Genomic DNA, 19,033 nt, shown 5'->3' on the forward strand with positions numbered 1-19,033 from the left:
AATCAGTTGCCTCCGCTGGCGGTGGTGGTTGAGGCCGGCAGCTTCGTACTGGCAATAATGTCGGCTCTGGGTGCTGCTGCCATTTCGATTGCCTGTCCGTCTTTGAAACTGGAATTCGGATTGCGCATGACAACATCACCTTCTGCCAGACCGCTGCGTATTTCGTAATTACCAGTGCGCTGATCGCGTTTTCCTACGTTCAGATCAACCCGTTTCAGGGATTTGCCCGCGACACGCCAGGCATAGGATTTATCGCCAGCTTTGACCAATGCACCTTCTGGCAGCGTTAAGGCATTAACTGTGGTGGATTCAATATTGCCTTCCGCATATAAGCCGGAAACACGCGGCTGATTACTGTCGGCAAATGCCACCAGCACTTCCACCTGACGTGTGACGTCGTTGGCCGCAGGATCAACCCGGGTTACTTTGCCGCGGAACTCCTGTCCGCCGTAGCCGTTGATGCGGAAGCTGACGGGCTGACCGATTCTGACCTGGGCAATTTTGTCGGCCGAGACACGTCCGGCAAAACGCATACTGGTCGGATCGATGACTTTGACAAGTTCCTTACCGATGGCGGCGGTATCTCCTGCAGAGACTTTGCGTTCGCTGACGACACCGTCAAACGGAGCCCGTACAACGGTGCGTTGCAATTGCTGACGGGCGGTACTTGCACGGGCGCGCGAAGCAGAGAGTTCACTGCGTGCCGCATTCACCTTGACCTCGGCTTCATCGAGTGCCTGCAATGAAGTCATTCCTGAGGCACGCAGGGTTTTCAGGCGCTGCAAGGCACGTTCAGACTGATCCAGAGCCAGTGCCGCACTGCGGGCGTTATCCTCAGCAGAATTCAGATTGTCACGAATCGCAGTTTCATCCAGTCGTACGAGAATATCGCCGCGTTTGACGACATCGCCGTTTTCTTTCAGCACCTGCAGCACGATCGTTGATACTTCCGCGCGCAGATCTGCTTTGCGTTCCGGTTGGATGGAACCCGTCACCACCGGGCCAGATGCGAGCGCATTGCTTTGCACGGTCATCATGTCTTCGGGAGCAATAATCAGCTTTGTTGCCGCCGATTTATCCTGTTTTTCTGCGCTGCTGGCGGCGACACTGGCAGATGCCGCATTTTTGGGTTTATCTGCTTCTTTATTACCGCAAGCGGTCAGTGCCGAGGCAATACTGAGGACAATAAGTGTTTTTCGTAACATGAGAGGTCTCTTGCACAAGTGAGAGGGACGGGATGATACTGTGCGGGCAGTATTCCGAAATCGCCCTGCTTGGACAAGTAGTAAGGATTTAAGTTGCCATTTTTGATGGATGAAATGCTAATTTCCGGGGATGAGCTGCAAACAGGCGTGAAATGACACTGGGCGCCAGCTGGGTTTTATGCCTGGTCAGGACTGGTCGAAGGGGGCAGCTGATCGCCGGTAAGAGCGTGCCGGATGCCTGTCTGTAGTGAGCGGTGGATGCAAAAACGACTTTTACGGTTTATTTCTGTAACCGCGCGACCAGCCCTTCGGATGCGTCTTCGATGTAATCCAGCACCAGATCAAAGCCGCTTGCGCCGCCATAATAAGGGTCGGGTACTTCTTCTGCCTGCGTATGTTGTGCGTAGTGCATCAGCAGATCGAGTTTGTGCTGATATGCTTCGGGACATGCTGCCTGAAGCAAAGCAAGATTGCTTTTATCCATCGCCAGCAGCAGATCGAAGTTAACGAAGTCTTCGGCTTTGATCTGGCGTGCCCGTTGTTGTGACAAATCAAAACCCCGTTTGACAGCAAAGCCGTGTGAGCGCGCATCAGGTGGTTCGCCGATGTGATAGGCGTGCGTGCCTGCCGAGTCGATAATCAGTTGTTCTGCTATCCCGGCTGCTTTCGCTTTAGCGCGAAATACGCCTTCCGCCGTTGGAGAGCGGCAGATATTCCCCATGCAAATGAAGAGAATCGAGGTGACTTTGGGAGAGTTCATCTTAGCGCAACGGCCAGTAGCTGCAATTTGTATCGAGCGGGGGACTGATGTTAACACGCTGGGAAAGGTAAAAAGCCGTTTGCCGGGCGAGCAAATGTCAACGATTTATAAATTTACCTGTTCCCGCGTTGGGGCGTCGTGATGTTCCGCGAGAGAAACTCCGGAGTATTGTCAGAATACACAGAATAAAATGCCGCAATCACTACGGCATATCGGAGCAAGTCAGTTCTGTACTGCCTATTCGTTACGGTAGATGTACAGGGCCGCGCACAGTATTGTCCCGATGGCATAGAGTAAACGCGTATTGCTGCCGGTCAGGTAAGGGTAGAGCATCAGTGCGATTCCCAGCCATTTACACTTCGTTTGTTCCATCTTTTTGCCGTAGCGATATGCAGCGAAACCGATGATCCCAAAAAGAACAGCGCCGAAAATATAAGCCGGTGTCGGCAACATGCTGAATAAAGTTATCTGTAATTCCCGCTCATCCATTATCTGATCCTGCGATTGAAAGTTGAATCAGGACATGAATAAGATAGCGACATTGACTGCGACACCGGCGGTCCAGACTAGGCTGCGCAGATTGCTCATATTTGCCAGATAGGTCGCAATGTAGATCAGCCGCAGACCAATAAATGTCATCGCCAGCATATCAATCCGACCCTGATCTGCATGCGCTTGCTGTGCGAGGACGACGGCCGCGATAAACAAAGGTAAGGCTTCCCATCCATTTTGTTGCGCGGCATTTGCACGTTGTCGCCAGCCTTCTAATTGCTGCGCCCACAAACGTGGTTCCCGGTTGTTATAACCGCCTTCTTCCGGTTTCAGTTTTGCCGAACCGGCCTTCGCCAATCCTACAGTGATGACAGGTAAAAGACATGCTGCCAGTACACACCAGTTTGCCAGAGTCATTAACTTTCCTTTTTCTGAATTTTCAAATTCGTCACGTACCGTATGTGGCAGATAGTAGCCAAGTTTACCTAAAGCTGCAGGGCGCGCTACAAAGATACGATCAGTAAATGCAGCATCGACGTAGAAAATAAATTCTCCTTATTTTAACGACGTAACAATTGGCTACAATTCTGTGGCAAATATCGTGTCAACAGAAATCAAGCGGACAGCGTTCTTGGCTTACGTAGATTGACTACGCAAACCAAACTCAACGAAAGAACAGGACCTATCATGAAACAAGTTATCGCCGCTATCATCGCAACTACTTTCGCAATGGGTACAGCGTTCGCCCAGACACCAGCAGCGCCAGCTGCTCCTGCCAAAGCAAGTGCGCCAGCCGCCGCTGTAAAAGCTGAAGCGAAAGCCGAAACAAAAGTAGCGCCACCAGCCGCGGTTGCAGAAGCAAAAGCAGCGAGCGCAGCAGCAGAAACAAAAGCATCTGTACCATCAGCAGAAAAAAAATCTAAGCATGTAAAACACATGAAAAAAGAAGCGAACGCAGAAGTCAAAGCAGACGCAAAAACAGAAGTAAAAGCGGATACAACAAAATCGACACCTGCAAAATAATGGTTTGATTTCGTGACCTCTGAACTGAGGTCAACAGCCGGCGTAACATCATAGATGTACGCCGGTTTTTTTATGTGAAAAAACAGAAAAACGAAATGCGGAAAACAAACATTGAGCAGATTTTCTTGATAAAAATAACTGCGACAGAAGATCGGAAAAATAAAAAATAAAAGACTCAATTTTTTTCAAAAACATGTCAACACAATGCAGCAAGGCGGCGTTATTAGCTTACGTAGACTGACTACGAAAACCAAATTCAACGAAAGAACAGGACCTATCATGAAACAAGTTATCGCCGCTATCATCGCAACTACTTTCGCAATGGGTACAGCGTTCGCCCAGACACCAGCAGCACCAGCTGCTTCTGCCAAAGCAAGTGCGCCAGCCGCTGCAGTTAAAGCCGAAGCGAAAGCGGAAACCAAAGTGGCACCGCCAGCACCAGTAGTGGAAGCGAAAGCAGCCAGTGCAACAGCAGAGAAAAAAGTAAAGCATGTAAAACATGCGAAAAAAGAAGCGAAGGCAGAGGCTAAAGCTGATGTAAAAGCAGAAGTCAAAACTGAAGGCAAAGCAGAAGCAGCGAAGACAGCTCCAGCTAAATAATTCAGATCAAAAAAAACGGCGCATATCAGGTGGTATGCGCCGTTTTTTTTTGAGCAAAGCATCTGTGACACGTAATCATCATCGTAATGAAAATACATAATTCAAAGCAGAGATTTTCTGATCTGTATTTTTAAAAATTTTTTCTTTAACAGATTACGGTCTGTTGACGTTTCACATAGGCAGCCATAAAAAAGCACAGGCCATGGCGACGACACTTTCATAATTTCGCTTCAATTTATCAAACCGGGTTGCCAGCGCCCGATACTGCCAATTGGCGTATGGCCTTAAATCGTTTTATGATTGAGTTTGGTGATCGCATTCAAAAATACGATCACTGACTTGTTCCGTGGCATTTACACAGAAATTCTTACAGGCTCTCTTCGAACTGTAAATGAAAATTTTAATTTTGACCCAGATAAACCTTGGGAGTCAAAATACTTTTCAATGGGTTTTCATGCTGTTCGCCTCGAGCCAAATACTTTCGTACCTATAATTTCGATGGCTATGCCTGACATACGTTCGGGGCGAGTCGAGCAGACTCGGTTTGATATCAGTAACGCAAATTTTTTCATATTGAACGATGGAATTGTTTCTGGTCCTTTTAATGCTCAAACTGAGGATGAAACGTGTCTAGTAATGCCAGCAATTACACCTGCTACGATAGTTAATATCTTGTCACTAAATGAAAATCATGTTGCTCAATTTAACTATAGTGACTTGGAAAGTGCGGGATTGATTCTTAAGTGTTCGGTCGATGGATTTGAAAAATTATTCTTTACTTCGCTAAAAAGAGCCAAAGACGAAGTTACCTTCAAGACGAAAGACTACATCTCGGATTCTGCATTAATACGCCAATTTGCGAAGATGGATTACGGTAAGAGTGCAGGCAATTTGTCTAAAGCTGAAGCACAAAAGCTCACGAGTAGTATTGACGAATACAGTAGAAAAAACAAGATAACTAGCCATAATGAACGAAATATTCGAATCAAAGAAGTTCTAAGTCAGTATCTTAATTTTAAAGGTATCGGGGTAGATATTGTCCAAGATTTTCTTGTGACTAAAGAAGGTAAGAAATTTCTTACTGACTATGTTGACTTAAATAAAGAAATATTACTCAAAGATAAGATATCGAGCATTGAAAGGGATTATTTAAAGCAGCAGGAAAAGTTTCAGAGAGAAATTTCAGAAATTCAAACCAAATTAGAAACAAAACGTTCTGAGTTGGAGCAATTTGAATTAGTTATGGAGCAGAAGAAGGAAAAAATCCATAAAGAGATTGACGACTTAAATGCTCAAAGTGAAGAGAAAAAACAAAATGACTTGCGAGATAAAAATAGTAAATTGATGCAGGAAATTGAAGCTAATGAAAAATTGCTTCGAGATTTAAAATTGACTGTTGGATCATATAGCGATCTCCACTCAATGCAAAAAGAGAAAGAAAAATTAGATTCTGTCAATGACCACCTTCGAAATGAGAAACATAAAATTCAAGGGTTAATTGATAGCCAGCTTGCGACGATTCAAAATCCTCACTTCAGCGATAAATTGGTTGAATTCAAAACGATTCAGATGCTTCTTAATGGCATTTCCCCTGAAAATAGCAGTTCCCCGATGACGCCAGTTTTGTTGCAAAAATATGGAGTTGAGGTAACGGGAGAAACAAGAAACAGCTATATCAAAAGCTTGATGCATGTTCTTGATAGCACCTCCGGTCGCCATTATTCCTACGATGAAACAGCAAATTTATTGCTCTGTACATTGCAGTCTTACGTCACTGTTCTTGCCGGTCCACCTGGTACAGGTAAGACTTCGACAGTCAATCGATTAGCTGATGCCCTTGGATTAGTATCAAAACATAAAAAAATGTCAGAAACGGATAGTTTTTTGAGTGTCGCTGTCGGACGTGGTTGGATGTCAAGTAGAGAAATGCTAGGCTTCTTCAATTCTTTCAAAAATACTTTCCAGCCTTCTCGTAGTGGCTTATATCAATTCTTGGAGGCATTTTCTAATTGTCACAATGATGCAGAAAATCCGGAGTACCTGAAAATGGTTCTTATGGATGAGGCTAATCTTTCTAGTATTGAGCATTATTGGTCAGATTTTTTACTTATGTGCGACTCGTTTGAGAATAATCACAAAATTGATTTGGGAATCTCAGGAAAGGGTGAGCGTTATTTGAAAATCCCAAGAAGCCTCCGATTCCTATGCACAATAAATAACGATGCGACTGTCGAAACTCTATCAAATCGTTTTATTGATCGCGCCGCTATTATTTCATTGGGATATGGAGAAAAATCCAGTACAGCTGAACTTCAATCTGGATTATTTAGCGGTGCCGTTCCATATGCCGAGTTAATGAAGGCTTTCAATCCTCAAAGCAATGAAGAGGAGCTTGAAGAAAGGGAATCTGCAAGGTTGAAGTTTGTATTAGATCATTTATCCACTGGCTCGCAGAAGGGAACTCAGATTAATTTTAGTCCTCGGAAGTTGAATGCAATAACTAAGTACTGCTATATCGCAAATCAACTAAATTATGAGAAAAACGAACCGATGGACTATGCAATTAGCCAGCATGTCTTGCCTTCATTAACTGGGCACGGACAAGGGTTCCGAGAGCGGTTGCAAAGATTGGAAGAAAAGTTGGATGAGTTTAAGTATTCAGTCTCTCGAAAAATTGTATCCAATATTATTGAAACGGGTGACGATTTTTCAGATTCGTATTCCTTCTTCTAAGTAGCGTCCAATGTTGCTATTACACATTTTAAATGGACCTCGAAAGGGTGTTGCTTTAAACCTACTTAGTGCCTCTGAAGTTCAGCGGGAGAGAATCGTTCTCTGTGAAGATGACGTGATACGTTTTGAAGTTTCTCTTAACGAGGATTTGAGTAATCTATCATTAGCTTTACACGACAATGAAATTCAATGTACCAACAGATATGAGAGGGACGGTAAGTGGGTATATGAATGGCGACCGAAAGAAACCTTTAATCGAAAAGAAAGTTTTTTCCTGAATTTTTACGGATTAGCAGAGTTGTCCCTAATCGCACGATCTCATAAAGATAATGAAGATTTTGCCTATTTTGTTGAACTCAATCCGATAGAAATTTTAGCAAAAAAAATAAATGCCGAACGTATATCTGCGATGTTACATTTCTTGGCGCGACAAGATGGTAAGGACTTAGCCGCCGCGATTCGAGTGACGCGAATTCGTGCTGGATATAAAGAGGGCGGGCGATCGGAAAATTTTTTGCTTGATCGCATTGAGCATAATTTGAATTTTCTAAAAAAAGTCTTACCAATAATCGCGACTAACGCCATTGCAACTTTCAATCAAAAGTCAAGAGTGGTTATACCCAATAGGGATACATTAATAGACGATAGGTCAATCGGGTGGGTAATCGAAAATCCTGACATTCTATATTCAGCATACTCTGATGAAGCTTTTTTGAATATAGATGGTGAAAATTTTAATGTGAGCAATATCCTCGAGAGTCATATTCAGGCGACTACCGATGTGTATGAAAACCAAGTGCTTCAAGGATTTGTGGCGACACTTATTTCTGCGACCAAGAGTATTCAAATAAAATTGCAGCAGGGTGCGAGGGGGGGAACACAAGTTGTAAATGTTGAAGGCTATGTGTCTTTTTTTAGCCAACTAAATAAATTTTCGGCCGCTATAAATAGAAACAGAATTGATAAATGCGCTCGCCTGATATCAGAGCTGGTCAAAATTTTGAATTGGTTGGAGCGTCGCATTCCAGTAAAAAAGAAATATCTTGGGATTCCTCAATTTACACAAAAAGCAAAAAGCAATCTGTTTTACCAACAGGTCTTTAATCGAGTGATTTCTTGGCATCGCTTTGGTTCTCCGGACTGGGGATTTCAAGAGGAATTGAACTCTATAAAAGATATACCAAAATTATTTGAATATTATTTGCTTTGCGTTGTTAAGAATCACTTGGAGACGATGGGAACTGAAGACAATCCAGTAATTTATGAATCTGAAAATGCTGACGGCGATCATTTCAAATATCGCTGGGGAACGTCAAGTATCACGTTAATGTACGAACCTCAAATTTGGACGGTAGATCATGCACAGAGCACCTCAATGAATATAGTCAATACTGAGGGATGGACGACAAAAAATAACCAATGGGGAAACACGAATATTGAGATAAATAAGCGAGGTAGCTTTGGAGGGCGATCAAATAGATGCCCTGATATTTTGATTGAATGTTCAGCGGAGAATGAGCAAACAAAACATATCATTATTGATGCAAAATATACAGATAGCAAGAGGGCATTTTTAACTTACCTACCTGAATTGACAATGAAGTATATTCACGGAATTCATCAAAAAACCAGCGGCGATACTTCATCGGTAGCACTTATGATAGTTAATCCAGATGAATTTCCGAATACCCGGCATTTTCACAATCAACGTTATTCGATATACGGAAAAATGCCTGTGACTCCAGCTCTCATGGTTACGTCTATTGATGTATCTAACGCTCATTCCATTAGTTCAAACCTTAGAAGTGATTTGTCTAGAATAGTGGAATTAATTTTTCGTGCACCGAATCTATCAAGATGATTTAGGAGAAGGAAGTGGAGCAAACAACACTGCTGTACGACGAACGTTTTCTAGAGAACCATGCGGGTGCGATTATTACCGACCCTGCTACAGCCATTGTTGAACTTGTTGCCAATTGCTGGGACGCCTACGCTACCGAAGTTCGTATTACCTGGCCTGATATTGAAACTGTACGGCAGTTTAAAATTACCGACAACGGTCATGGGATGACGAAGGATGAGTTCCAAAAAATTTGGAGAACTATGGATTACAACCGCCGGAAAAATCAAGGTAGTACGATTGAGCCACCTGGCGATGTAAATGGTCTATTTCGCACCGTTTTTGGTAAAAATGGTAAAGGTCGCTTTGCAAGCTTTTGCTTTGCTAGTGAATACCTCGTCACCTCTTGGAAGAATGGTCAAAAGTTTGTTTATAAGATTAGAACTACCGCAACTGATCCCTTATGTTTGGAGGAAATATCGTTTGAATCTGAGGGCGTCAAGGGACATGGGACCGAAATTATTGGCATAGGAAATATTCCTCGACGAATTTTTAGTGAGGTGCAAGCTAGAGAATTGATTGGAAGTCGCTTCCTTGCTAATCCTGCTTTCAAGGTCTCTTTAAATGGGAAGGAAATTTCATTTAACGATATTCCTGCTCTGCTTTCAACTGAAGAGATTTCAGTTGAAAACTATGGCGTTGTCCGTATTTTGCACATTGATACCAAGAAGGCCGACAAAACAACAAAGCAGCATGGGATAGCTTGGTGGGTTCAAAATCGTGCTGTTGGCGAATGTAAATGGAGTGGAAGTGATTACGAGCGGGTATTGGATGGAAGGACATCAGAAGCGAAGCGATTCACATTCATTGTTCAAGCGGACTACCTAAATCAGAGTGATGCGGTCTATGAAGATTGGAGCGGCTTTAAAGAAGATAACCCCTCATGGATTAAAACCCGTGAAGCTGTCCAAGACAGAATTCGTCAAATTATTTTTGAAAGCGGCGAAACTGAGAGGGATAGTCGCCGGAGTGGCGTAATCAGCAGAGTTGGAAACACACTTAATATGCTATCCCCTGTAAGTAAAGAAAGGGTGAACGATTTTGTCAACGAAGTCGTAGATACCTGTCCAAATTTTGGGGAAAACGAGATAGTTCAACTTACTACTATTCTCGCAAAGTTAGAGCAATCAAAGTCCCGCTATGGACTTCTAGACTTACTGCATAAATGTGAGCCAGACGATTATGACAACCTGCATTCCATATTGAATGAGTGGACGATAGGTATGGCAAAAATGGTTTTGGATGAAATTCAAAATCGTTTGAAGCTCATAGGAGAGCTTCGTACTAAACTGCTGGTTGCTGGAATCGATGAGGTTCATGAACTACAACCTTTGTTTGAGCGCGGACTTTGGATGTTTGGCGCTCAGTTTGAGTCTATTGAATTCACCTCAAACAAAGGCATGACTAACGTTATTCGCAATATCTTCAAAGATGCGAAAGGTAAGGGAACACGAAATCGTCCCGATTTTGTCGCTCTGCCAGATAGCAGTGTTGGGCTCTATGCAAGGTCTTCTTTTGACGAAAATTATGACGAAGACGGAGTTGAGCACCTTGTGATAGTGGACCTAAAGACGACAGGTCTTCCGCTAGGGACAAAGGAAAAAGATCAAGTCTGGAAATATGTGAAGGAGCTAAAAGCTCAAGGCTATATTCGTAAATCTACGCGGGTAGATGGCTTTGTTTTAGGTAGTGAAATTGAGCAAGGTGAGGATGAGCCAACCATGCACGGAGATGAAGTAAAGATTGTTCCAATGCTTTATGAAACTATCCTCATTCGTGCAGAGAAACGGCTTCTCAATCTTCACACGAAAGTAAAAGCTGCACCGTTTTTACTGGAACAGCAGGAAGAGCTTAAAAAATTTACTGAACCCGTGGAGATCTGCCAAATGGAACTGGTTCCAGTTATTTGAGTTTGACTCGTAGATTGAGCTAGCCCCTAAAACTTGAAATAGAAAGCGACTAGATGGCGAATACAATACAAGAATATGCGGTCGAGCGTGGCATTAATTATTTGGTTCACTTCACTCGAGCTAGCAACTTGGATTCCATTCTCAAATACGGACTTGTGCCGCGAGATGCTTTGACTCTTAGTGGGTATACAGGCTTCAACGATCAGTATCGGTATGATGGCACTAATGCTGTTTGTCTTTCAATTGCGTTCCCTAACTACAAAATGTTCTGGGGTGTCCGTCAAGACTATAAGGTCGACTGGGTCATTCTAGTTATTTTTAAAGAAGCGCTGTGGAAGCTGCCTTGCGCATTCTGCGCGACAAATGCGGCTTCAGCTTGTGTTACAGCTGTTCCATTGGATCAACGTAGAGATTTAGCGGCGCTAAAGGCTATGTATGCAGATTGGGGTGACAAAACACGTGTCATGCTGGGCATCCCTGACAATTACCCGACGAATCCACAAGCGGAAGTCCTTATGCTTAACGGTGTCCCGCGAGAATATATTCGTGGCGCGTTTGTGCTGAATGAAGCGACGAAAGTAGCATTGCAAGTTAAATATCCTGAATTAGATGTTAGAGTAAATGCGAGTTACTTTCGCTATCGGCGCGACTACGCACAATGGAAGTAAGGACATTGATATGGCTTCTCGACCAATTTTTACTCCTTTATTTAGTGGCAAGCTGCTTGTCGACACTCATTATGTGGACTTTCAATGGTTTCCTGGAATGGCAAGGAGCCAATCTCAGAAATCCATTGAGTCACTACATATGGAAGCTAAAAAACAGATTGGTGTAAGCACGATTCTTGAAATTTCGAGCAAATCGCCTGAAGAACTCGGCGTGAACCTGAGTGCTTTCAATCTAATGATCAAGACCGTAAAGCGCGCAAGAGAGTTCAGTCTTGAGTGTGCATATCAGGCAAGCAAAGTATTTGAGCGTGGTGGTCCGTTTCTCGATTTACTTGATGCACGGTCAATTGATGCGAAGCGAGATCCAAGGCTGACTCAGCATGGTCGCTTAGTCAAATTTTGCTTCTATGGGGTAGATTGGGAATTAGAGCCCAGAACAGCGTTTTATGACTGGTTATATATAAATGCTCTTCACAAGCGTCCTGAGCTTGCGGCACAAGTTCTGACGTATCGTGCATTTTCGGATATCGCATTCAATCCTGAGCGATCAATCAACTGTCAGGCGTATGCAGCTGCACTTTATGTCTCACTTCATGAGCGAGGATTATTGACGGACGAAGTATTGAAGAGTCAGTCTGCGTATCTAACTGTCATTGACACTGGCGAAGTCAGCAATGCCCACGAAAATACAAATGCGCAAGAACGGTTAATATAAAATTGTTGTACCTCGCATATTCACTCGGACAGGTTGGACATACGGACTCCCAATTTTTGAGTTGTGCTCGTATGCCTTGGCAATCCAAATCATCAATCAGTTAATTAGCTGCCCGACGAACAATAAGATTCTGTGCAGTCGTCGATTGAGCATTGCCGTACAAGGTCGCGAGTACGTCCCAGAATGCAGGGGAGATTGCATCACCAGTTCCAAACCCTTTGAAGTGATTAGCTAGCCCCAATGCGTGTCCAAACTCATGCGTCACCATGTCCTGTGTCACGTCGCAGTGACCATTTCCAAGATTGACGAAGACAGGATTTGATGCAATTCCGTACTCGCTGTTGGGCAGGATCATATTTCCAATACTGGGACCTTCTGAAACATTCGCGCAGTAGCCTTGATAATTTGTAGAACCCTGTGGCACATACGAAGTACCATAGCTGATCTGGATGAAATTCTCATTAGCTGGCTTCACTGAAACTGGTTCTAAAACCAAGACGTTTCTCAACTTCGTGTTAATTTGTACTATGGCATTGTTCACCTTGTTCGCATAGTCCTGTTCTGTCGCATTCCCGATCGTCGGTGCTGGAATATAGACAAGAACATGGCGGCTTGGTGTTGATAGCCACCTCCAAGTTCCTGGGGGTTTTTGCAGCCAAACAAGGATCGAGAAAAAATCAATATTGCTGGATTTGAGATTGGCAATAATCTCGGTATCGCTTGCAGTGGTGGCGGGAGGTTGATTATTACCATTGCCGCTGCCTGAATTGCCGCCGCCACATGCTGACAATGCGGCTGCAAATAGAGTCGCTGTCATGAAGCTGAATCTCATATTGTTATCCTTAAGTTTAAACTAATCTTTGAAAATCGGAGTTGCGATCTGGTGTTAGCTCTTTGATCGCTTCAACTGATCCGAGTCGAGGAAGAAAAATGTTTTGAATTCGCCATCCTTGCGAATACCAAATTCCAGTGCTTCTACCTCGACATTCAGAGCAGCTTCAGAACCATCTTTGCGAAGGAGCGGTGCTTGGTCAGCATTCTTGCCAATAACGCGCCCATAAACACGAATCATTGTTGAGTTACCTGCTCTCAGCGACTCAATCTCCTTGGCTTTTTCAATAGGTAGTTTCACTGTGAGTTGCATATCCCCACGATTGTCGCCTTTCATACCTACCTCGTTAAATACTGGGCGGTAGTACAAGCTGTATCGGTAATTTTTTTGATTTCGATAAGAGACAATGTTGAATTGATTGTTGGGACGAATGAGAAGATAGTATTCGCCAGTGGTGACATCGGGTCCTGCAATGAACAACATCCCCCCCTGCCAGCCATAGACAACATTGAGTTGGTTCTTATCGGCGGGAATTTCAGTTTTTACTTTGTCACCAGCTTCCTGTTTCTTAAACTCATTGGTTTCTTCAGCGATTTCAGGATGGGTAACACCTGCAATCATTTGCCAATCTGGTTTTTCAACAGAAGCTGCCTGCTTGAGCCACGTATTCACATAGCCTTCAAAGGCGGAGTCAGGGAGTTTTTTATATTCATCCTTGGTGAATTCGGATACTTCTTGTCGAACATAATTACTGTATTTGGCTGGAGCTTGAAACAGCGGAGTAAGAACAATACTGCTGACCGTTCCAAACTTTTCGGTTTGCTTGTAGTGCGATGTATTTTCTTCCGCTACTGTAGCACCAGCTACAGTCGGGCTAACGACATCAGCCTTTTTTCCACAAGCGGCCAGCGCTGCAACGGCGCACACTGTGGCAAAAAGTAATTTCGTTTTCTCTTTCATCTTGCTTGCTTTCTTGGATTAAATGGATTGCTCAATAATGGTTACTGGGATAACGGGCGCATGCCGTAACAGGAACTGCTCAACTTTTTTCGAATTTATTTGCGATCGTAATAACCGATGATTTCATCCCTGACAGCTTCTGCCAGCTCTTGTGTCATGTGCCCCGTCAATTTGATTCTTTGCCCCAGTGCGTCCACATAGACATAAGAGGATTGAGCATGCCCTCCATTACCACTGACCGACTGCGTCATAACGCCAAAGTTTTTGATGTCAACCAAGGCGATTTGCTTCTTGCCGCTATCAAATTCAACCCCTTTCGGTTGAATATGAATGCTATTCTTGCGAGCGCCAAAATAAAATCTGAGCAAAGTAAATGGGCCAAGCAGAGCGATAAGGGCAACTTTTCCGATATGCATATCCATAAACCGGTTACCCGACATCTTGATACCTAGGAACGAAATTCCAATGAAGCAGCCTGCATAGACCATGATCAGCAGAAAGGCAACAGGAGCAGGATTACTTGCCATCCCAAACGCACCGGAACGACTACCTTTGACGACCAGCTCCACTGAACCGTCAGGTTTTTGATTCATCTCGTACATCTTCTTAAAAGAACTTTTCATACTTTCCTTTCACTTGATTTGACAGCAAAGTGCCACCGTTAAGTAGTTTACCTACAAAACCAATGCAATATAACTTTATAAGTTATATTTAAATAACGTATTGAGTTATTCAAAGGTTGACGATCATTGTTCGTTTCCGTTGCTGTCCGACATGGAGCGGATTTTATGAGTGTGAAAACATGCAATCCATAGAACACATGTTCTATGGACAAATTGAATTCGAAGGAATGCTTGTTCGCTTGTAGTATGTGGACGTGATGAAGTAGAGATAAAAATGCTTGCATTCACGTCTTGTTATCGTGAAAGGCTCTTCATTATTCTAGCTAGCTCTGCTTTGCCTGAGATTCCGAATTTTACATAGATGTTGTGAGCCTGATTTCTGACCGTCGCTGGCTGATTGCCTAATCGTTGTGCTATGGCTTTATAAGTTTCGTTTTGAGCCAGCATTTCTGCAATCACAAGCTCCGTCAAAGACAATTTTTCAATTGATGTAGTTCGTCTAAAATTCAAAAACAATAAGTCACCTTTCAACTGGGCCGTGACGGTGAATTGCTTGCCAATATAAATTTTTTCCGATGTCGTACCTAACTTCTCTAAAACTTTGGAAGGGAGGAAAGGTGAACTCCAGTCGAGAAATTCGCTATGTAAAAGGTCAGCCGCTGTTTCGTCAATAAAGTGAATTCCTCCCGATAATGAGCAAATCACAGTACCTGAACTAACAGAGTCTTCCATATTTTTCGCATGTATTTGCCGATGAATTGAAAACGCTTGAAAGACGTGAGGCAGGACAATGTTTGCTATTGCTTCATCGGTCGGCGTGTACTCAAAATTTGCTTTACTCCGCCAAAGTGATATGGTTTGAAAGGACTTCCGGTCAGTAGTATTGCCCACCATTGTCAAAGTTTGCAAACTACTGGTTTTGATTCCGTAAGCTGCCACATTAGGCTTAAGCCTATCATTGCCGAGCACACCGAGAGAAACAGACCTGCCTTTTTGTCGAAAGGCTTGTGCAAGTGCAGGATCGTCGGTCGCTAGAGAATTCCGGTTATCGAATTTTTCATAAGTTAAGTATTCTATTCTTGCGCGGAGTTTGTCTTCTACAGAAACATTGTGTGCAACAGCTGACACTAGCTTTAAGCCTGATTGCGGATATTGATTAAAATCGCAAAAACCACCCGAATCAAATTTCACTCGATCTTTGATTAATGGGAAAATTATTTCTGGAAACTCAGAAATAGAGGCTGACTGAGCCGTCTCATAGAGTTGCAACAAGATTTGATTTATTTCATCCAAGAGTCCTCCTCCCTAATTGTAAGGCTGATGATACGGAAATTGCCGTTAAGATAACCAATATTTAAGCATTGAATTAAACGTCATACAAGATGAATATCTAACTTGAATAAATGCCGACATCCTGCTCTAATTTTCATACTACCTATCGGAAATTTACCTGAGTTTTATGTAACCATTAATTGAATTTAACCTATAAGATCAATAACAAATGATTTAATATGTCATTTTATGATGATTAACTTAATCATTCCAAGGTTAATGTAAAAAGATCACACTTCATGCTCCGCTATGGGAGACGTGTCATGCCACAAGAAAAAATTAGCCCAAAAAAGCAATTGGCTCGTGAAGTCGGTGGAATTATTGCGATTCGCAGAAAAGCCAAGGGATGGACTCAGGCACAACTTGCCGAGTACATGGACATAGAAAAAGAAACTCTCAGCAGGATAGAGACAGGTCATATCGCGCCGACATTGGCACGCCTGGCTCAGATAGCCAAATTGCTGGACTGTGAAATCAGCGATTTATTGAAAATCAGCACATCTGATGTGAGTGACCAGGCATTGGCACTGATGAACCGCATGGAAAATTTAAACGAGGGGCTGCAAACTATCTTGCTGGATTTATTCGGTAAGGTTGCTCTGGCGATGGGTAAGCTGAATGCGAAAGATAGGAAAGTGCTGGAGAAATTTCTTGGTGATATTTTGTAAAACTTCTTTGAAAATCGTGTGGACAGCACGAACAGCTTGCGCAAGAATCTCTTGCATCTTGACTAGCAGTGTTCGACCTGTCCAGGTCGTCCAAGTCAATTCTTAAATCTCTTCAATAAAATCCACGACAACACGATCCAAAGTCGATTCCACCGCCCCTCTGTTTTTACCCGTCAATCTATCTGCACCACCTTTCCCCGTCTCGCTAAAAACGCCAAGATTTGCACGTCTGCGAATCAAAACAAGCATTCCCCTTCGGGATTTTCTGCAATCGGTTCTCACTTCGTTGCGACTGCGATTTTGACAAATTGCTTGCATTGCTTCTTGTCCAGCCATGCCATTCGTGGCTTAGGCGAAACGACTCAAAAATGATGCAGATAAACGAGTTGTGAAGTCTGCAAAAACAGAGCAAGTCTTCAATCAACTTCAGGCTCAACCAGCCTAAAAACGATACGAAAGCAGAGAACACCATGAGCACATTTTTCGCACAGCCTTATAACCTGGATGCAGTCGGTTTTTACTTTGACACACTGGAGGCATACATCGAGCAATCGGAAAACCTGCTGGACGCTTTTGGCAACCCTGTGGAAGAGTTTGAAATCCAGTTTATTGATGGTGACGACTGCGAGTTATTTTCAGCTTGTGGGATTAACCAAGGTAATTTGCATACATGGTTTGAAGATGTTGCAGACTTGAGCGATCAAGAAAAAACAGCCTTGTTTTATCTGTGCAGTATTTTGGGCTACAGCTTGGAAAATGCTTTGCACAAGCTGGACGACGTGAATTTGTCCGAAGGTAATTTGAAAGGCGTAGCCGAGACCCTGTTTGACGAATTCTACTTAAACGACGTGCCAGAATCAGTGCGTGCTTACATTGATTACGAAAAGTATGCTCGTGACTGTGAGCTTGGCAGCGACTTATGCGAATTTGATTTTAACGGCACTACCTGGACATGCACGAATGCTTCAAGTGTGTGATTAAAAATGGTCTGATCGGGGAGGGCGCATTGGTGCGCCTCCTTTAAATTGCAGAGCTATTTTCGAGCGACGCCCACAATTTCGCACCGACCTTATGCGGACGAAGGTTTGCATATCGCTTCAGCGTATCCAGTTCAATATGCCCCGTTATTTTTGAGATTTCAATATCTGATAAGGTGCTATTTTCAAAGAACCACGAACAGCCTTCATGCCTTAAATCATGCAAGGTTAAATTCTTTGATTTCGCATTTTTGCAGATGATGCGGAAGCGTGTATAAAAATAGTGTGGTCCTGCCCAGAATGGAAAAATAAGATCATCGTCTGATTTTTTCCATTTCATCATTTGATTCTTGATGAGATGAAATAGCTCTGGGCGCATCGAGGCATAACGATCTTCCGCCCCTTTTTTGTTGGCAGTTTTTTGATGTGCCTTCGGAATGAAAATATATGACTCTTCGGGTTTCTTCTCGTTCAGCTTGATATCCTTCCAGCGGATAAGCATTGTTTCGCCAATCCTGAATGCGGAAAACGTTAGGAATTGGATCAGGCATTTTGATGCTTCTGCATTCACATAGAGTTGTTCGCACGCTTGAACCAATCTGTCTAGCTCACCATCTTCAAGTCGCCTTGTTCGTGGGTTTTCCCAACTTGGTGGTGGGTCTACGTCATCAAATGGCTTAGAGTCAAAATGGTAGTCATTGATTTTGCTATGCCATTTGAGTGCGGTTCTAATGTCGTAGTAGAACTTACGAATGGTGGATGACTTGTAAGTCTTCCTCACTACTTCACCGTTTGCGTTTGTCGTGCGATTTCCGTCGAAACCTTTGTCGTCTTTTTTCTTGGTTTTCTGGTCGGGGATTTCTTGAGCTAGTTTGAAATTGATGTAGTCCTGAAAACCTTTTGTTTTGAAATTGGCTAATGGGACATTGCCAATTTCTTGAGTGATTTTTGCCAGCCGCTGTTTCTTGATTAAAGGCATTGATGGTTCGCCTTCAATGTAGTCCTGAAAAATTTCACCCAAGGTGATTTTCTTCGCCTTCAATGCAGAAACACTTTCACCTTTCAGAATTTTGGAGTCTGTGAGGGTGATGAACTCTTTTGCTTCTTTCAGGGATGCAAAGGTTTGCGAGACATTGACACCATTTTTACGGACTTTGGCTTGAAAGGAGAAGCTACCATTTTTCTTGGCTCGTTTAACGATGGTGCCTGAGCCGACCTTCATGCTTGCTTCTAATGGTTTTGTTTGCAGTCCCATGCTGTCCCTTGCTGTCACTAAATTTCGATTTGTCCCAAATTTGTCCCATTCTAGCATTTGTCTGATTTTTGTGTCTATAACTAATTGATAAATAACGGTAAAATTTTAAAGTAATCTTTCCCTCCTAAGCGTAAGATACAGGTTCGATTCCTGTCGGCGGGACCAGTCTGAGTCCATCTCTGTGTGAAGTCCTCCTCCCTATGTGATTCATGTCGTTGCCGCTCAGCATCGGCGGTGTCATCACAGCAGATTTGACGCCTGCAATATGATTTCTTCAAAGTAAGTTATCATTGCGGACGTTCATTGTTTCTTGTAATCAAGAAATTTGCATTCAGATAAATATAAAAGCGCAACTCTGATGTATCAGCATCAGTCAGTCT

At 43.3% G+C, this 19,033-nt stretch carries 19 protein-coding genes and 1 pseudogene; 8 read left to right on the plus strand and 12 right to left on the minus strand.

Features of this window, described 5'->3' with window-relative positions:
• Positions 1–2: 2 nt before the first annotated feature.
• The 5 genes from ACOTSW_RS11310 to ACOTSW_RS11330 form a co-directional block, all read right to left on the minus strand.
• On the minus strand, positions 3–1,205 hold the full coding sequence (locus ACOTSW_RS11310; RefSeq protein WP_423679195.1) for an efflux RND transporter periplasmic adaptor subunit: 1,203 nt from the start codon (positions 1,203–1,205) through the stop codon (positions 3–5).
• A gap of 280 nt (positions 1,206–1,485) precedes the next feature.
• Positions 1,486–1,965: a low molecular weight protein-tyrosine-phosphatase gene (locus ACOTSW_RS11315; RefSeq protein ID WP_423679196.1), complete on the minus strand. Its 480-nt coding sequence runs from the start codon at positions 1,963–1,965 to the stop codon at positions 1,486–1,488.
• A gap of 237 nt (positions 1,966–2,202) precedes the next feature.
• Positions 2,203–2,454, minus strand: coding sequence for a hypothetical protein (locus tag ACOTSW_RS11320; protein WP_423679197.1), 252 nt, complete (start codon positions 2,452–2,454; stop codon positions 2,203–2,205).
• Between the two features lie 27 nt (positions 2,455–2,481).
• Positions 2,482–2,874 carry an MAPEG family protein gene (locus ACOTSW_RS11325; RefSeq protein WP_423679198.1) on the minus strand — a complete coding sequence of 131 codons (393 nt, stop codon included), beginning with the start codon at positions 2,872–2,874 and terminating at the stop codon, positions 2,482–2,484.
• Positions 2,875–3,071: 197 nt separating this feature from the next.
• A complete protein-coding gene (locus tag ACOTSW_RS11330; RefSeq protein ID WP_423679199.1) occupies positions 3,072–3,659 on the minus strand; it encodes a hypothetical protein in 588 nt (195 codons plus the stop codon).
• A gap of 100 nt (positions 3,660–3,759) precedes the next feature.
• Here ACOTSW_RS11330 and ACOTSW_RS11335 point away from each other — a divergent pair, with 100 nt between their 5' ends.
• The gene (locus ACOTSW_RS11335; protein WP_423679200.1) at positions 3,760–4,080 is read left to right on the plus strand and encodes a hypothetical protein; all 321 of its coding nucleotides are present in this window, start codon (positions 3,760–3,762) and stop codon (positions 4,078–4,080) included.
• Between the two features lie 171 nt (positions 4,081–4,251).
• Here the strand turns inward: ACOTSW_RS11335 and ACOTSW_RS11340 are convergent.
• A pseudogene (locus ACOTSW_RS11340) lies at positions 4,252–4,344 on the minus strand (IS5/IS1182 family transposase); the annotation flags it as partial.
• Between the two features lie 45 nt (positions 4,345–4,389).
• Between ACOTSW_RS11340 and ACOTSW_RS11345 the strand changes: the two are divergent.
• The 5 genes from ACOTSW_RS11345 to ACOTSW_RS11365 are packed head-to-tail and all read left to right on the plus strand — an operon-like array spanning position 4,390 to position 12,006.
• Complete coding sequence (locus tag ACOTSW_RS11345; protein ID WP_423679201.1) at positions 4,390–6,813, plus strand: hypothetical protein; 2,424 nt, start codon at positions 4,390–4,392, stop codon at positions 6,811–6,813.
• A gap of 10 nt (positions 6,814–6,823) precedes the next feature.
• Positions 6,824–8,674, plus strand: coding sequence for a hypothetical protein (locus ACOTSW_RS11350; RefSeq protein WP_423679202.1), 1,851 nt, complete (start codon positions 6,824–6,826; stop codon positions 8,672–8,674).
• A 14-nt stretch (positions 8,675–8,688) separates the two neighbouring features.
• On the plus strand, positions 8,689–10,623 hold the full coding sequence (locus ACOTSW_RS11355) for an ATP-binding protein (protein WP_423679203.1): 1,935 nt from the start codon (positions 8,689–8,691) through the stop codon (positions 10,621–10,623).
• A gap of 53 nt (positions 10,624–10,676) precedes the next feature.
• The gene (locus ACOTSW_RS11360) at positions 10,677–11,291 is read left to right on the plus strand and encodes a DarT ssDNA thymidine ADP-ribosyltransferase family protein (protein ID WP_423679204.1); all 615 of its coding nucleotides are present in this window, start codon (positions 10,677–10,679) and stop codon (positions 11,289–11,291) included.
• Between the two features lie 10 nt (positions 11,292–11,301).
• Positions 11,302–12,006, plus strand: coding sequence for a DarT1-associated NADAR antitoxin family protein (locus ACOTSW_RS11365; RefSeq protein ID WP_423679205.1), 705 nt, complete (start codon positions 11,302–11,304; stop codon positions 12,004–12,006).
• 100 nt (positions 12,007–12,106) lie between these two features.
• Here ACOTSW_RS11365 and ACOTSW_RS11370 read toward each other — a convergent pair whose 3' ends face one another.
• The 4 genes from ACOTSW_RS11370 to ACOTSW_RS11385 form a co-directional block, all read right to left on the minus strand.
• Positions 12,107–12,838, minus strand: coding sequence for a hypothetical protein (locus ACOTSW_RS11370; protein ID WP_423679206.1), 732 nt, complete (start codon positions 12,836–12,838; stop codon positions 12,107–12,109).
• Between the two features lie 54 nt (positions 12,839–12,892).
• Complete coding sequence (locus ACOTSW_RS11375) at positions 12,893–13,798, minus strand: hypothetical protein (RefSeq protein WP_423679207.1); 906 nt, start codon at positions 13,796–13,798, stop codon at positions 12,893–12,895.
• A 95-nt stretch (positions 13,799–13,893) separates the two neighbouring features.
• Complete coding sequence (locus ACOTSW_RS11380; protein ID WP_423679208.1) at positions 13,894–14,421, minus strand: hypothetical protein; 528 nt, start codon at positions 14,419–14,421, stop codon at positions 13,894–13,896.
• 294 nt (positions 14,422–14,715) lie between these two features.
• Positions 14,716–15,714, minus strand: coding sequence for a helix-turn-helix transcriptional regulator (locus ACOTSW_RS11385; protein WP_423679209.1), 999 nt, complete (start codon positions 15,712–15,714; stop codon positions 14,716–14,718).
• A gap of 302 nt (positions 15,715–16,016) precedes the next feature.
• Between ACOTSW_RS11385 and ACOTSW_RS11390 the strand changes: the two genes are divergently transcribed.
• Positions 16,017–16,421 carry a helix-turn-helix domain-containing protein gene (locus ACOTSW_RS11390; RefSeq protein ID WP_423679210.1) on the plus strand — a complete coding sequence of 135 codons (405 nt, stop codon included), beginning with the start codon at positions 16,017–16,019 and terminating at the stop codon, positions 16,419–16,421.
• Positions 16,422–16,523: 102 nt separating this feature from the next.
• Here the strand turns inward: ACOTSW_RS11390 and ACOTSW_RS11395 are convergent, their stop codons facing one another.
• Positions 16,524–16,757, minus strand: a complete 234-nt coding sequence (locus ACOTSW_RS11395; protein WP_423679211.1) for a hypothetical protein — start codon at positions 16,755–16,757, stop codon at positions 16,524–16,526.
• Positions 16,758–16,891: 134 nt separating this feature from the next.
• On the opposite strand from ACOTSW_RS11395, the gene ACOTSW_RS11400 reads away from it, so the two are divergent.
• Positions 16,892–17,398, plus strand: a complete 507-nt coding sequence (locus ACOTSW_RS11400; protein WP_423679212.1) for an antirestriction protein ArdA — start codon at positions 16,892–16,894, stop codon at positions 17,396–17,398.
• Positions 17,399–17,441: 43 nt separating this feature from the next.
• Here ACOTSW_RS11400 and ACOTSW_RS11405 read toward each other — a convergent pair whose 3' ends face one another.
• Positions 17,442–18,653, minus strand: a complete 1,212-nt coding sequence (locus ACOTSW_RS11405) for a site-specific integrase (RefSeq protein WP_423679213.1) — start codon at positions 18,651–18,653, stop codon at positions 17,442–17,444.
• Positions 18,654–19,033 lie beyond the last annotated feature (380 nt).

This window comes from Undibacterium sp. WLHG33 (genome assembly GCF_049544815.1).
Lineage (GTDB): Bacteria > Pseudomonadota > Gammaproteobacteria > Burkholderiales > Burkholderiaceae_D > Undibacterium.

Coding starts and splice junctions, on each gene's coding strand:
- ACOTSW_RS11310 (WP_423679195.1), bottom strand. CDS start 1,205: ATGTTACGAAAAACACTTATTGTCCTCAGTATTGCCTCGGCACTGACC.
- ACOTSW_RS11315 (WP_423679196.1), bottom strand. CDS start 1,965: ATGAACTCTCCCAAAGTCACCTCGATTCTCTTCATTTGCATGGGGAAT.
- ACOTSW_RS11320 (WP_423679197.1), bottom strand. CDS start 2,454: ATGGATGAGCGGGAATTACAGATAACTTTATTCAGCATGTTGCCGACA.
- ACOTSW_RS11325 (WP_423679198.1), bottom strand. CDS start 2,874: ATGACTCTGGCAAACTGGTGTGTACTGGCAGCATGTCTTTTACCTGTC.
- ACOTSW_RS11335 (WP_423679200.1), top strand. CDS start 3,760: ATGAAACAAGTTATCGCCGCTATCATCGCAACTACTTTCGCAATGGGT.
- ACOTSW_RS11350 (WP_423679202.1), top strand. CDS start 6,824: ATGTTGCTATTACACATTTTAAATGGACCTCGAAAGGGTGTTGCTTTA.
- ACOTSW_RS11360 (WP_423679204.1), top strand. CDS start 10,677: ATGGCGAATACAATACAAGAATATGCGGTCGAGCGTGGCATTAATTAT.
- ACOTSW_RS11365 (WP_423679205.1), top strand. CDS start 11,302: ATGGCTTCTCGACCAATTTTTACTCCTTTATTTAGTGGCAAGCTGCTT.
- ACOTSW_RS11370 (WP_423679206.1), bottom strand. CDS start 12,838: ATGAGATTCAGCTTCATGACAGCGACTCTATTTGCAGCCGCATTGTCA.
- ACOTSW_RS11375 (WP_423679207.1), bottom strand. CDS start 13,798: ATGAAAGAGAAAACGAAATTACTTTTTGCCACAGTGTGCGCCGTTGCA.
- ACOTSW_RS11380 (WP_423679208.1), bottom strand. CDS start 14,421: ATGAAAAGTTCTTTTAAGAAGATGTACGAGATGAATCAAAAACCTGAC.
- ACOTSW_RS11390 (WP_423679210.1), top strand. CDS start 16,017: ATGCCACAAGAAAAAATTAGCCCAAAAAAGCAATTGGCTCGTGAAGTC.
- ACOTSW_RS11395 (WP_423679211.1), bottom strand. CDS start 16,757: ATGGCTGGACAAGAAGCAATGCAAGCAATTTGTCAAAATCGCAGTCGC.
- ACOTSW_RS11400 (WP_423679212.1), top strand. CDS start 16,892: ATGAGCACATTTTTCGCACAGCCTTATAACCTGGATGCAGTCGGTTTT.
- ACOTSW_RS11405 (WP_423679213.1), bottom strand. CDS start 18,653: ATGGGACTGCAAACAAAACCATTAGAAGCAAGCATGAAGGTCGGCTCA.